Genomic DNA, 13290 nt, shown 5'->3' with positions numbered 1-13290 from the left:
CGGCGGCGAAGCGGCGGGAAAGGCAAAGGACGGAGACAATGACCATCAATCTGCAAAAGCCGGACATCACCGAGCTCAAGCCGCGCATCACCGTGTTCGGTGTCGGCGGCGGTGGCGGCAACGCCGTCAACAACATGATCACCGCCGGTTTGCGCGGTGTCGAGTTCGTCGTCGCCAACACCGACGCGCAGGCACTGACCATGTCGAAGGCCGATCGGCTGATTCAGCTCGGCGCGCATGTCACCGAGGGTCTCGGCGCCGGGTCGCAGCCCGAAGTCGGGCGCGCGGCGGCCGAGGAGTGCATTGATGAGATCATCGATCATCTCTCCAACACGCATATGTGCTTCGTCACCGCCGGCATGGGCGGCGGCACCGGCACGGGTGCGGCTCCGGTCGTTGCCCGCGCTGCCCGCGAAAAGGGCATCCTCACCGTCGGCGTCGTCACCAAGCCGTTCCATTTCGAAGGCCAGCGCCGCATGAAGACGGCAGACCTCGGCATCGAGGAGCTGCAGAAATGCGTCGATACGCTGATCGTCATCCCCAACCAGAACCTGTTCCGGCTGGCCAACGACAAGACCACCTTCGCCGACGCCTTCGCCATGGCCGACCAGGTGCTCTATTCCGGTGTTGCCTGCATCACCGACCTGATGGTCAAGGAAGGCCTGATCAACCTCGACTTCGCCGACGTCCGTTCGGTCATGCGCGAGATGGGCAAGGCGATGATGGGCACCGGCGAAGCTTCGGGCGAGGGCCGTGCGATGGCCGCCGCCGAGGCCGCGATCGCCAACCCGCTGCTCGACGAAACCTCGATGAAGGGCGCCAAGGGCCTGCTGATCTCGATCACCGGTGGCCGCGACCTGACCCTGTTCGAGGTCGACGAAGCCGCAACCCGCATCCGCGAAGAAGTCGACCAGGACGCCAACATCATTCTCGGCGCCACCTTCGACGAGGAACTCGAAGGCGTGATCCGGGTTTCGGTGGTCGCCACCGGCATCGACAAATCGGCGGCTGAAATCGCTTCTGCGCCGATCTCCATCCGCGCGGCGCCGCAGAAGCCGGTCAGCCGCCCGGCCGTGCCGGTCACCGACAGCCGTCCGCCCGTCCAGCAGGCGATCTATGAGCCACGCGCGGCCGACCCGGTTGCCGAGGCCATCCAGCTTGCCGAGGCCAATGCCGCGGCGATGGCGCAGGCTCGCCCAGTGCCGGTTGCCCAGGCCGACGACTTCCGGCCGCAGAGCAAGATCTTCCAGGCGCCGCCGGCCCAGCCGCAGCCAATGGTCCAGCAGGTGATGCAGCCTGCGCCGCAGCGTGAAATGCCGCAGCCGGTTGCCGCGGCACCCCAGCGCATGCCGCGCGTCGAGGATTTTCCGCCGGTGGTCAAGGCCGAAGTGGAAGCCAAGAGCCGTCCGGCCGACCACGAGAACAGCGGACCGATGGGGCTGCTCAAGCGGCTGACCAACGGCCTGACGCGACGCGAAGAGGAGCCTGCCCGGTTGCAGCCGGCGCAGCCGCGCGAACCGAAACTGCGCCAGGCGGCACCCGAAATGCGCCGCCTTGCCAGCCAGGACCCGCAGCTCTACGCACCGCGCCGCGGCCAGTTGGACGATCAGGGCCGGCTGTCGCCGCAGACCAGGACAATGCAGGAAGACGATCAGCTGGAGATTCCGGCATTCTTGCGCCGCCAGGCCAATTGACCGTTAACGGTCCGTAACAATTGTTAACAGGCAAGCAGGAGACTGTTTGCCTGTTAACCTTTAAAACGATTGCAAAACAACGGTTTAGAGAACCGTTGGCATTGCTGGTCGCGGTTACAGAGAGTAAGAAACCGTGATTTGGAGACTTTCTGCCGGACCACTATCTTCCCGAGACTAAGGTCGGTGTGCCGGGATTCGGGGAGTTGGCCCAGCCTGCCGTTCAAATCAAGAGCCGCGAGCCCTTGGGGCTGAGGAAGCGGACGTAGGCAGTTTGGGCTATGGGGTTTGTCTTGCACGACTATCAGACGACACTTAAATCGCGTGCGACGCTGACGGGTACCGGCGTTCACAGCGGCAAGCCCGTCACCGTCAATTTTCTGCCGGCGGACCCCGATACGGGTGTCGTCTTCCAGCTTTTGAATGGCGGCGAGGGCCGTGAGTTTCGCGCACTCGTTTCCGAAGTCGGCGCCACCGACCTGTGCACCATGCTGGGTGATCCCTCGGGCGAGCATATCGCCACCGTCGAACATCTGATGGCGACGCTGTTCGGACTCGGCATCGACAATATCGTCATCGAGATCGACGGCCACGAGGTTCCGATCCTCGACGGCAGTGCCGTGGCGTTCGTGGAGGCCATAGACCAGGCAGGCATCGAGACGCTGCCGGTCAAGCGCCGCTATATCAGGGTGGTCAAGCCGGTTCGCATCGAGAACGGTGCCTCCTGGGCTGAATTCAGGCCCTATAGCGGCACGCGCTTCGAGGTCGAGATCGATTTCGAAAGCCCGGCGATCGGCCGTCAGCTCTTTGCATCCGACATCAACCCCGACATTTTCCGCCGCGATATCGCGCGGGCCCGCACCTTCGGTTTCATGAAGGATGTCGAGCGCCTGTGGGCGGCTGGCTATGCGCTCGGCTCGTCGCTGGAGAACTCGCTGGTGATCGGCGACGACAACCGCGTCATCAACGTCGGCGGCCTGCGCTATCCCAATGAGTTCGCCCGCCATAAGACGATGGATGCCATGGGCGATCTGGCGCTGGCCGGCGCCCGCTTCATCGGCTGCTTCCGTTCCTATCGCGGCGGCCACAGGATGAACGCGGCAGCGTTGCGGCGCCTGTTGTCCGACCGTTCGGCCTTCGAGGTCGTCGAAACCACGCGCCGCGAGCGCGGCCGCACCGCCGAGATGAGCGCCGTCACCGGGCCTGTCTTTGCGCCCTGGGTGATCTGATTCTTAACGATTTTCAGGCTCATATTGCGGCCGATTGGTGTTGCATGAATGCATCACCGATGGGCGAAATCACATTGCTTTTGGGGTAACGTCAAACCGCCACAAAAATGTGCGATTGGCCGGAGATAGCGTTGCCGGGCAAGGCGATTATGGTTTATGGCTGCTGCCGTCGACTGAAAAATGACGCCGAAAGGGCGGAATCCAATCATGTTCTTTAAGCGAGTTGGTCAATCGAAAGCGCCGTATCGGGCTGTTTTCCTGGCGCTTTCGGTGGTTGTTCCATCGCTCTTCCTGTCGGCCTGCATGTCGTCCGAGAAAGATGTCGATCTGTCGACCTATGTCGACCAGACAGAGCCGGCTGACGTTCTCTACAATCAGGGTCTCGCCAATCTGAATGCCGGCCGTCTGGATGAGGCGAGCAAGAAGTTCGATGCCGTCGACCGCCAGCACCCCTATTCGGAATTCGCCCGCAAATCGATGGTGATGGGCGCTTTCGCCGATTACCGGGCAGGCCATTATGACGAGGCGATCGGCTCGGCCAAGCGCTATCTGACGCTCTACCCGTCGACCGACGATGCCGCTTACGCTCAGTACATTATCGGCCTGAGCTACTACCGGCAGATCAAGGACGTTACCCAGGATCAGAAGGAAGCGCGCCAGACCGTGCAGACGATGCAGGATCTGGTGACACGCTGGCCGACGTCGGAATATGTCGACGACGCCAAGGAAAAGATCCGTTTTGCCACCGACCAGCTGGCCGGCAAGGAAATGCAGATCGGCCGCTACTATCTCGAGCGCCGCGAGTACATCGCCGCCGTCAAGCGGTTCCGCAATGTGGTGGAAAACTATTCCAACACCCGCCATGTCGAGGAGGCGCTCGCGCGTCTTACCGAAAGCTACTATGCGATGGGCCTGACCTCTGAAGCCCAGACGGCCGCCGCCGTGCTTGGCACCAACTATCCCGACAGCCCATGGTACAAGGATTCCTACAAGCTCCTGCAGAGCAATGGGCTTGCGCCGCGCGAGAATGCCGGATCGTGGATATCCAAGGCCGGCAAGCTGATCACCGGCGCCTGACCGGAGAAGATTGGTCCGAAGCGCGTTCGGCGCTTTTTCGGATTGATCCGATGCTAAAACAAAAAGATAGTGCGGCGCTGCGATTCCAACGGATCGCGTGCCGCATTTTGTTTTCGTGCATGTCGTTGTCCCAACACCGGGTCCACTCTTGGGCGACAGGCAATAGGTCCGGGTTCTGATGCTTTCCAGACTGTCGATCCGCGATATCGTCCTGATCGAGAAGCTGGATATCGACTTCCAGCCCGGCCTTTCGGTGCTGACCGGCGAAACCGGCGCCGGCAAATCCATCCTGCTTGATGCGTTGTCATTGGCGCTTGGTGCGCGGGGCGATGCCTCGCTGGTGCGCCATGGCGCGGTGCAGGGTCAGGTCATCGCTGTGTTCGACGTACCGCGCAACCATGCCGCCCGCATGCTGCTGGTCGACAACGCCATCGAGGACGACGGCGACATCATTTTGCGCCGCGTGCAGACGGCGGACGGCCGCACGCGTGTCTTCGTCAACGATCAACCGTCCAGCGTCACATTGATGCGCGATGTCGGCCGTGCGCTGGTCGAGATCCACGGCCAGCATGACGAGCGCGCACTGGTCGATCCCGGCGCGCATCGCGAACTGCTCGATAGTTTTGGCGGTCATCTCGGCGCGGTGCGCGCGACAGCCGAAGCGTGGCGCTACTGGCGCAATTGCGAGCAGGAATTTACGCGTCACCGCGCCAAGGTCGAGGCGGCGGCGCGCGAGGCGGACTATCTTCGCGCCGCGGTCGCCGAATTGACCAAGCTCGATCCGCAGCCCGGCGAAGAGAGCGACCTTGCCGAACTGCGCGCCTCGATGATGCGGGCGGAAAAGATCGCCTCCGAAATCCACGATGCGCAGGACGTGCTTTCGGGGCCGTCTTCGCCTTTGCCGCAACTGGCCAGCCTGTTGCGGCGGCTGCAGCGCAAGGTGACCGAGGCGCCCGGCCTGCTCGACGACGTCGTCAAATCGCTCGACGAGGCGATGTTGTCGCTCGACGCGGCGCAGTCGGGCGTTGAAGCGGCACTTCGCGCCACCGAATATGATCCGCAACGGCTGGAGAAGGCCGAAGAGCGGCTGTTTTCGTTGCGCGCTGCCTCGCGCAAGCACGCAGTGGCGGTCGACGACCTGGCGCAGCTGCGCGACACGATGGTCGCCGATCTTGCCGATCTCGACGCCGGCGAGGAGCGCCTGCACGCGCTGGAAAAGCAGGCCGCTGCTGCGCGCGAGGCCTTCGATATTTCCGCGGCACAATTGTCGTCGCTTCGCCATGCGGCGGCGGTCGGACTGACCAAGGCCGTCATGGCCGAACTGCCGGCGCTGAAGCTCGAACGGGCCGAGTTCATCGTCGAGATGGCAAGCGATGCCGACAACCGCATGGAAGAAGGTATCGACCAGGTCGAGTTCTGGGTGCGCACCAATCCCGGCACCAGACCGGGGCCGATGATGAGGGTGGCATCCGGCGGCGAGCTTTCGCGCTTCCTCTTGGCGCTGAAGGTGGCGCTGGCCGACCGCGGCTCGGCGCCGACCTTGGTCTTCGATGAGATCGACACCGGCGTGGGCGGCGCGGTTGCCGACGCCATCGGCCAGCGACTGGCGCGGCTGTCGAAGCGCGTGCAGGTGCTTTCCGTGACGCATGCGCCGCAAGTCGCGGCGCGCGCGGCAACGCATTTCCTGATTTCCAAATCCGGCGGCAGCGACCGGGTCGCTACCGGCATTGCCGAGATGGACCGGGCGGCGCGGCAGGAAGAGATCGCCCGCATGCTTGCCGGCGCCACCATCACCGACGAAGCCCGCGCGGCGGCCGAGCGGCTCCTGCGCGAGAACATTGCTGCCGCCTAGGAAGCAGAAAAGCCGATGGTGCGCGGGCCTTACAAAGTGAGCGCGCGGTAAGCTCTCGCTGTTGGAGACATCGTAATGATTTCGACGGGTACCATGGTGATCGTAGAGGGTGTCCCCGATCATCTTCAGGACGATGAGGAGATGCGAACCAAGGAGCTCTTCCTTGGGTGTGTCGGAAGAAAGTTCGAGGTTGTAAGCATCACGAATGTTTCAGGGACAAACCTGCTGGAGTAGAAGTCGGCGAGGTCTTTGGAGAACCAGCCTACATGCATTCGATATGGATCGAGGAAAGATATGTCTCAGCTATCAACCCGTCAGGGCACAAGCGCTGAGATGGATCGGGCGGCCTGAATTTCAACCTGACCCATTACCCGTAGGCCATCCTTCTCGACTTGGCCCGACCTGAATCTCGACACATCCTAGGGTGTCTAATTCCCCATGTTTCAATCTGAGTCAGCAGATGGCTGTATCCTACTGTTCAGGAATGATTTCTCCACAGGCTATCTCCCTCCCGGCAAATCCTGATTTATAGTGGCCAGCCAATTCGAGGACCGCAGCGCATGTCTGAAAAACCAATCGAATCGTTGAGCGAAAGCGATGCCGCGGATGAGCTTGCGCGGCTGGCGGAGGAGATCGCCGGCCACGACCGCCGCTATCATGCCGAGGACGCGCCGACGATCACGGACGCGGAATACGATGCGCTGCGGCGGCGCAACCTTGCCATCGAGGAACGTTTTCCCGATCTGGTGCGCGAGGATTCGCCGTCGCGCCGGGTAGGTGCTGCGCCGGCGGAAGGCTTTGCCAAGGTGCGCCATGCGGTGCCGATGCTCAGCCTCGCCAAGGCCTATACCGACGAGGACGTCACCGATTTCCTCGAGCGTGGCCGGCGGTTTTTCGACCGCGACAAGGATCTCGACATCGCCTTCACGGCCGAGCCGAAGATCGACGGGCTGTCGGCCTCGCTGCGCTATGAAGGCGGCGTGTTCGTGCAGGGCGCAACGCGCGGCGACGGCGCTGTCGGCGAGGACATCACCGCCAATCTCAGGACAATTGCCGACATCCCGAAGACCCTGAAAGGATCTGGCTGGCCCGACACGATCGAGATACGCGGCGAGGTCTACATGACCTATGCGGAGTTTGAGGCGCTGAAGGCGCGGTCGGCAGCGGTTGGCGGCCAGGATTACGTCAATCCGCGGAATACGGCTGCCGGCTCGCTGCGCCAGAAGGATGCCTCGGTCACCGCCAGCCGCAACCTCAGGTTCTTCGCCTATGCCTGGGGCTACACGACGGAAGATCCGGCGCCCACACAGTACGAGTCCGTACAGAAATTCAGGGATTGGGGATTCCAGATCAGCCCGCTGATGGTGCGAGCGAAGTCGGTCGAGGATCTGGTCGCGCAGTATCGCCTCATCGAGGCTCAGCGCTCATCGCTTGGCTACGATATAGACGGCGTCGTCTACAAGGTCGACCAACTGGAATTGCAGCGCCGATGGGGGTTCGTCACCGGCGAACCGCGCTGGGCCATCGCCCACAAATTTCCGGCCGAACAGGCGACGACGACGGTGCAGAAGATCGACATCCAGGTCGGTCGTACCGGCACGCTGGCGCCGGTTGCGCGGCTGGCGCCGGTCACGGTCGGCGGCGTCGTGGTCGAAAACGTCACGCTTCACAACGAGGACTACATCAAGGGCCTCGACAGCACCGGCCAACCGATCCGCGACGGCATCGACGTGCGCATCGGCGACACCGTGGTGATCCAGCGGGCAGGCGACGTCATTCCGCAGATCGTCAGCGTCGTCATCGACAAGCGTCCGGCCGATGCCGTGCCTTATGAATTCCCGCACATTTGTCCGGTCTGCGGCTCGCCGGCGACGCGCGAGATCAACGAGAAGACCGGCAAGGAAGATTCGCGCCGGCGCTGCACGGGCGAGTTGATCTGCGCCGCGCAGGCGGTGGAAAAGTTGCGCCACTTCGTGTCACGCGGCGCCATGGACATCGAAGGCCTTGGTGCGGAGAACATAGACACTTTCTTCAATGCCGGATTGATCAAGACAGCCGCCGATATCTTTACGCTCAGGGACCGCCGTCCGGCTGTCACCAAGGCGCTGGCCGAGCGGCGCGAGGAGCAGGCGAGGCAGCGCGAGGCCGCGTCTGGCAAGACACGCAAGAATGTGCGCAGTGTCGAGGACCGCAACTACGAAGGCCTAGACAAGCTTTTCGCCGCCATCGATTCGCGCCGCGAACCGGAACTCGACCGCTTCATCTTCGCGCTCGGCATTCGCCATATCGGCGAAACGACGGCGGCCGTGCTTGCCCGGACGTTCTCGAACATCGAGGAGTTGATCCGCGTCGGCAAGGAGACGGCTGTGGCCGCCGATCCGCACAGCGTTTTCCCGTCGGTCAACGGCATTGGCGACACCGTGATAGACGCGCTGCGCGATTTCTTCGGCAATGAGCGCAATGACGACGTGCTTGACGCGCTGCTCGCGCAGGTCAAGCCGAAGCCCTACATCGTCACCGTCTCGGCCGACAGCGAGGTTGCCGGCAAGACCATCGTTTTCACCGGCTCCCTGGAAAAGATGACACGCTCCGAAGCCAAGGCGATGGCGGAACGGCTCGGCGCCAAGGTGGCAGGTTCGGTGTCGGCGAAGACCGATCTGCTGGTGGCCGGGCCTGGTGCCGGCTCCAAATTGAAGCTTGCCGGTGAACTCGGCGTCGAAGTCATCGACGAGGACACCTGGTTGCAACGGGTCGGCAAGGCGTGATGGCCAACGCGTTCAAAGGGTTTGGGCAAAAAGCCCTTCCGTTTCTGAAGGCGCTCGACTTCCACCAGAGCCGCGAATGGTTCCAGGAGAACCGCGCGCTTTACGACAGCGAGCTGCATGAGCCGCTCTGCGATCTGGTGGAGACGCTGACGGAGCGCTTCGCAGCAGTGGGGCTCGGCTTGCGCGGCGATCGCAAGAAATCGCTGTTCCGCATCAACCGCGATGTGCGCTTCGCCAAGGACAAGCGGCCCTACAATCGGCATCTGTCGGCCATCCTGTCGCCCGACGGCACCAAGATGGAGCAGGGCGTTTTCTTCGTCTACTTCGGCCTCGATCGCTGCTTTGCCGGCATTGCCTGGTGGAACCCGGATCCGGTGCTGCTGCTGGCGATGCGCAAGGCCATTGCGACAAAGCCTGCCGAATTCCGCGGTTTGATCGCGTCGCTGAAGAAAAACGGCCTCGAACTCGATACGGAAGACCGCATGAAGCGCACGCCACGTGGTTTCGAGCATGTCACCGAGGCCGATCTTGTGGCTGCTCTTCGCAACCGCTATTTCGCCGTCCGGCATGCGATCGATCCGGCCGGTATCCATGCGCCGGCCCTGGTCGACGAACTCGTCGATTTCACCTTGCGCGCCAGGCCGCTGCTCGACTGGGGCAGGGCGATCCAGGGCAAGGTTTCGGGGAGTTAAAGCGCGTCGCGTCAAGGCGGATTCAGGCAACGCGCTTTAAGTCTTTGTTTTGATGCATGTCGTTGTCCCAAAACCGCAGCGCACTTTGGGCGACATGCATTAGTCTACATCCGCATCAAAAGCCCGCCATCGACGGCGAGTTCAATTCCGGTGATGTAGCTCGCCGCGTCGGAGAGCAGGAACAGCGCGGCATTGGCCATGTCCTGCGGCGTGCCGATGCGGCCGAGCGGCGTGTAGTCGGCAACCGCCGCACGCTTCTCCTCGGTATCCCAGCGCGCCTGCAAGGGGGTAAGCGCCATACCCGGACAGATGGCGTTGGAGCGGATGCCCTCGCTCGCAAGCTGCATGGCCAGCGATTTCGAAAGGGCGCAGACGCCGGCCTTCGATGCCTGGTAGGCATCCTGCGGCTTCGGGTCGCCGCGATACCACTGGATGGTCGAGAAATGCACCATGGCGCCGCCGCGTCCGCCCGAGCGCATATGGGGAACCACCGACCGCGCCGTGTGCACGAAGGATTTCAGGTTGATGGCGAAGACCTGGTCCCAGACGTCGAGATCCATCTCCAGTGCCGATCTGTCGCGGCCGAACCACAGCACACCGGCGACATTGGCGAGATAGTCGATGCCGCCGCGCTGACGGCCGGCCGCGCCGATGGTCTGCTCGACAAAGCCAGCGTCGGTGAGATCGCCCTGAGAGAAGGTGAGCCGGTCGTCGTAGGAGGCAAATGCTGCCGGACGCGGCTTGATGTCGATGGCGGTGACCGAGGCGCCTGCTTCGAGCAGCGCCAGCGCAATCGCTTCGCCCATCCCGCCGCCGGCCCCGGTGACGACCGCGTGCCTGCCGGTGAAATCATAAACGATCATCCCACAACCCCTTGCTTTTGCGACCCGTGACATCAGTTTCGCTGATCTGTTGGCTCAAATGAATTCGTCTGACTTTTCAGCCGCTGGAACCTACATATCAGCGCAATCTAGGAATGTGACATGTCAGTAGAGACCCTGAGCGATAATTCTGCAGCCAGCGAGTTCTGGGGCGGCGTGCGGCTGTCGATGCCGGTTGTCGTCGCCGCGGCGCCGTTTGCGCTGCTGTTCGGCGCCATTGCCGTCGACAATGGCCTTTCCGTTCTCGAAGCTACTTTGATGAGCGCGCTGATCTTCGGCGGTGCCAGCCAGATGGTCGGTATCGAACTGTTCGGCCAGCATGTCGCGCCATGGCTGATCGTGCTGTCAATCTTCGCGGTGAACTTTCGCCATGTGCTCTACTCCGCAGGCATCGGCCGCCGCATCGCGCATTGGCCTGTCATTCAGCAGGCGCTCGGCTATTTCGTGCTCACCGATCCGCAGTTCGCGGTGGCCGAGCGCAAGGCCGAAACCGGCGAGACCGTTGGCTTCGCCTGGTATATGGGGCTTGGCCTGCCGGTCTATGTGTTGTGGGTGATCGAGAGCGCGCTGGGTGCGGTGTTTGGCAAGCTCATTCCCGACACGCACGCGCTCGGCATCGATTTCCTGCTGCCGATCTACTTCCTCGGCCTGGTCATGGGTTTTCGCAAGCGGCCTCTGTGGCTGCCGGTGGTCATCGCGAGTGCCGCTGCCTCGATCATCGCCTACAAGACGGTGGGGTCGCCATGGCACGTTTCCATTGGTGCGATTGCCGGCGTGCTGCTCGCCGTCATCCTGCCGCCCCATCACAGCGGCGTCGAGGCACGGCCATGAGCGCGACCTTCTGGATCATCATCGCCGGCGCGGTCGCCACCTATCTCACCCGCATTGGCGGCCATCTGGTCATCTCGCGCTTCGACAATATCCATCCGCGCGTCGAGGCCGGGCTAAACGCCGTGCCGGCGGCGGTGCTGACGACGCTGGTGGCACCGGCGGCGCTCGGCGCCGGACCGGCGGAATGGGCAGCGCTGATCGTTGCCGCGATTGTGTCGTTGCGCGGCGGGCTGATGGTGATGTTCTTGGCCGGGGCGGCGGTGCTGATCCTGGCGCGGCAGTTCGTCGGATAGGAATTCTGCCGGCGCGATTGGTTTTGGACCGCTGGCGCTGCCCCTCATTGCCCTGCCGGGCATTTCTCCCCGTAGAACGGGGAGAAAGAGGCTCACCTCAGATCTTCTGATCGTGCGGCAGCGGTGCGGTTGCCTTTTCCAGCCAGGCCAGCGTCTCGCCGTCGAGCATCGGCCCGATCTCGGCCAGTACCCGCGCATGGTATTCATCGAGCCAATGCAGTTCGTCGCGCGTCAACAGGTCGGTGCGTATCAGCCTGACGTCAATCGGCGCCAGCGTTAGCGTCTCGAAGCCGTGCATGGCGATGTCGCCGCCTTCAACCGCCTCGGCCGGCGTCACCAGGACAAGGTTCTCGATGCGGATGCCGTAGGAACCTTCCTTGTAGTAGCCGGGCTCGTTGGACAGCATCATGCCGGCGAGCAGCTTTTCAGTGCCGGTCCGGGCGATACGCTGCGGCCCCTCGTGCACGGCGAGATAGGAACCGACGCCATGGCCGGTGCCGTGGGCGAAGTCGCAACCGTGCTTCCACAACGCCATGCGCGCCACAGCGTCGATCTCGGAGCCGCGCGTGCCCGGGGGAAAGCGCAGCATGGAAATGCCGATCATGCCCTTCAGCACCAGCGTGAAGCGCTCGCGCATCTCGTAGGTCGGCTTGCCGATCGGTACGGTGCGGGTGATGTCGGTGGTGCCGTCCTGGTATTGGCCGCCGGAATCGAGCAGGAACAGCTCGCCATTCGCCAGTTTGCGGCTGGTGGCGCGGGACACGCGGTAGTGCATGATAGCGCCGTTCGGGCCAGCGCCGGAAATGGTATCGAAGGAGATGTCGCGCAGCGGCATCTGGGTTTCCTCGCCGGTGGCGCGGCGCGTTTCCTCAAGCCTCGTGACGACGGCGATCTCGTCGAGCTTGCCGGGCTTTTGCCGTTCCAGCCAGCACAGAAGCTTGGCAATAGCCGCACCATCGCGGCGGTGCGCAGCGCGGCTGCCGGCGATTTCGGCCTGGTTCTTGGTGGCGCGCGGAATGCGGGCGGGGTCGGCTGCCGCAATGACGGTGCCGCCATTGTCCTCGATCAGCATTTTCAGTCTTTCCGCCGCCAGCACCGGGTCGAGCGCGATCCTGGCGCCGCTATTGGCAAGGGCCACGACCGCCGCCTCGAATTCGCCGGGCTCATGCAGATCGGCGAGCTGGGTGAGATAGGCGGCGACGGTGCGCGAGAACTTGCGCCGGTCCATGAAAATCTGGTGCGAGCCATCGGCGGCGAGCATGGCGAAGCCGAGCGCCAGCGGCGTGTGCGGCACGTCGCCGCCGCGGATATTGAACGCCCAGGCGATGGAAGAGGGATCGGTCAGCACGGCATGGGTGGCGCCATCCTTGGCGATTGCTGTGGCCAGCCGCGCCAGCTTGTCCTTCGCGAACTCGCCGGCAAAGCCGATCGGGTGAATCTCGACCGGCGCCAGCGGCGGCTCGGGCTGATCCTTCCAGACGATGTCGATCGGGTTCCTGTCGAGCGGCACCAAGGTTGCGCCCGATTGTTCGGCCGCGGCGTTCAGCCCCTTGACCTCGCCCAGCGTGTGCAGCCACGGGTCGAACCCGAGCCGCGCGCCCTTGCCGAGATTGTCCTTGATCCAGACGGCAGGCGGGTTGTCGACCAGGCTTTCGATCGAAAAGATGTCGAGATCAACCTCGTGGCGCACCTGCAGCGTGTAGCGCCCGTCGACAAACATGAAGGCGCGGTCGGCAAGCACGATGGCGACGCCGGCCGAGCCGCTGAAGCCGGTCAGCCATTTCAGCCGCGCCGAGCGGTCGGCAACGTATTCGCCCTGGTGTTCATCGGCGCGCGGCACGATGAAGCCATCCAGCCCGTTGGCCGCCAGCCATTGGCGCAGCAGCGCCACGTGCGGCTTGCCCACTGCGGGGTCGCCAGCGGAATCGAAGGTCTGGAACATGATGGCCTCCTCGGGTGCTTGGCGGCGAGCGTAACGC

The 13290-nt window shown here is 63.4% G+C and carries 10 protein-coding genes; 8 read left to right on the top strand and 2 right to left on the bottom strand.

Going from position 1 to position 13290, the window contains the following annotated elements:
- Positions 1-38: 38 nt before the first annotated feature.
- The 6 genes from ftsZ to AC1DX6_RS07585 all read left to right on the top strand — a co-directional run bounded on the left by ftsZ (position 39) and on the right by AC1DX6_RS07585 (position 9306).
- Entirely contained in the window at positions 39-1694 is a 1656-nt protein-coding gene (gene ftsZ, locus AC1DX6_RS07610) for a cell division protein FtsZ (RefSeq protein WP_477312127.1), read from the top strand.
- Between the two features lie 278 nt (positions 1695-1972).
- Entirely contained in the window at positions 1973-2920 is a 948-nt protein-coding gene (lpxC, locus tag AC1DX6_RS07605; protein ID WP_477312126.1) for a UDP-3-O-acyl-N-acetylglucosamine deacetylase, read from the top strand.
- A gap of 207 nt (positions 2921-3127) precedes the next feature.
- Entirely contained in the window at positions 3128-3997 is an 870-nt protein-coding gene (locus AC1DX6_RS07600; RefSeq protein WP_477312125.1) for an outer membrane protein assembly factor BamD, read from the top strand.
- A 178-nt stretch (positions 3998-4175) separates the two neighbouring features.
- Positions 4176-5849, top strand: a complete 1674-nt coding sequence (gene recN, locus AC1DX6_RS07595) for a DNA repair protein RecN (protein WP_477312124.1) — start codon at positions 4176-4178, stop codon at positions 5847-5849.
- A gap of 560 nt (positions 5850-6409) precedes the next feature.
- Entirely contained in the window at positions 6410-8614 is a 2205-nt protein-coding gene (gene ligA, locus AC1DX6_RS07590) for an NAD-dependent DNA ligase LigA (protein ID WP_477312123.1), read from the top strand.
- Positions 8614-9306: a DUF2461 domain-containing protein gene (locus AC1DX6_RS07585; protein WP_477312122.1), complete on the top strand. Its 693-nt coding sequence runs from the start codon at positions 8614-8616 to the stop codon at positions 9304-9306. The genes ligA and AC1DX6_RS07585 overlap by 1 nt, the downstream gene beginning before the upstream one ends.
- 104 nt (positions 9307-9410) lie before the next feature.
- Here AC1DX6_RS07585 and AC1DX6_RS07580 read toward each other — a convergent pair whose 3' ends face one another.
- Positions 9411-10169 (bottom strand): SDR family NAD(P)-dependent oxidoreductase, encoded by a 759-nt coding sequence (locus AC1DX6_RS07580; protein ID WP_477312121.1) that lies wholly within the window; start codon positions 10167-10169, stop codon positions 9411-9413.
- A gap of 120 nt (positions 10170-10289) precedes the next feature.
- Here AC1DX6_RS07580 and AC1DX6_RS07575 point away from each other — a divergent pair, with 120 nt between their 5' ends.
- Together AC1DX6_RS07575 and AC1DX6_RS07570 are read left to right on the top strand one after the other, a co-directional pair.
- Positions 10290-11018 carry an AzlC family ABC transporter permease gene (locus tag AC1DX6_RS07575; RefSeq protein WP_477312120.1) on the top strand — a complete coding sequence of 243 codons (729 nt, stop codon included), beginning with the start codon at positions 10290-10292 and terminating at the stop codon, positions 11016-11018.
- A complete protein-coding gene (locus AC1DX6_RS07570) occupies positions 11015-11311 on the top strand; it encodes an AzlD family protein (protein ID WP_477312119.1) in 297 nt (98 codons plus the stop codon). Before AC1DX6_RS07575 ends, AC1DX6_RS07570 begins: the two co-directional genes overlap by 4 nt.
- A 97-nt stretch (positions 11312-11408) precedes the next feature.
- Here AC1DX6_RS07570 and AC1DX6_RS07565 read toward each other — a convergent pair whose 3' ends face one another.
- On the bottom strand, positions 11409-13253 hold the full coding sequence (locus tag AC1DX6_RS07565) for an aminopeptidase P family protein (RefSeq protein ID WP_477312118.1): 1845 nt from the start codon (positions 13251-13253) through the stop codon (positions 11409-11411).
- Positions 13254-13290: the final 37 nt, after the last annotated feature.

The sequence above is a fragment of the Mesorhizobium sp. P2_C4 genome, from assembly GCF_056404575.1.
The sequence above is the reverse complement of the archived record's forward strand: the minus strand, read 5'-3'. Positions and strand labels throughout refer to the sequence as shown.

Excerpts from the sequence above, each read along its gene's own strand:
- ftsZ (WP_477312127.1), top strand. The coding sequence starts at position 39 with ATGACCATCAATCTGCAAAAGCCGGACATCACCGAGCTCAAGCCGCGC.
- lpxC (WP_477312126.1), top strand. The coding sequence starts at position 1,973 with ATGGGGTTTGTCTTGCACGACTATCAGACGACACTTAAATCGCGTGCG.
- AC1DX6_RS07600 (WP_477312125.1), top strand. The coding sequence starts at position 3,128 with ATGTTCTTTAAGCGAGTTGGTCAATCGAAAGCGCCGTATCGGGCTGTT.
- recN (WP_477312124.1), top strand. The coding sequence starts at position 4,176 with ATGCTTTCCAGACTGTCGATCCGCGATATCGTCCTGATCGAGAAGCTG.
- ligA (WP_477312123.1), top strand. The coding sequence starts at position 6,410 with ATGTCTGAAAAACCAATCGAATCGTTGAGCGAAAGCGATGCCGCGGAT.
- AC1DX6_RS07585 (WP_477312122.1), top strand. The coding sequence starts at position 8,614 with ATGGCCAACGCGTTCAAAGGGTTTGGGCAAAAAGCCCTTCCGTTTCTG.
- AC1DX6_RS07580 (WP_477312121.1), bottom strand. The coding sequence starts at position 10,169 with ATGATCGTTTATGATTTCACCGGCAGGCACGCGGTCGTCACCGGGGCC.
- AC1DX6_RS07575 (WP_477312120.1), top strand. The coding sequence starts at position 10,290 with ATGTCAGTAGAGACCCTGAGCGATAATTCTGCAGCCAGCGAGTTCTGG.
- AC1DX6_RS07570 (WP_477312119.1), top strand. The coding sequence starts at position 11,015 with ATGAGCGCGACCTTCTGGATCATCATCGCCGGCGCGGTCGCCACCTAT.
- AC1DX6_RS07565 (WP_477312118.1), bottom strand. The coding sequence starts at position 13,253 with ATGTTCCAGACCTTCGATTCCGCTGGCGACCCCGCAGTGGGCAAGCCG.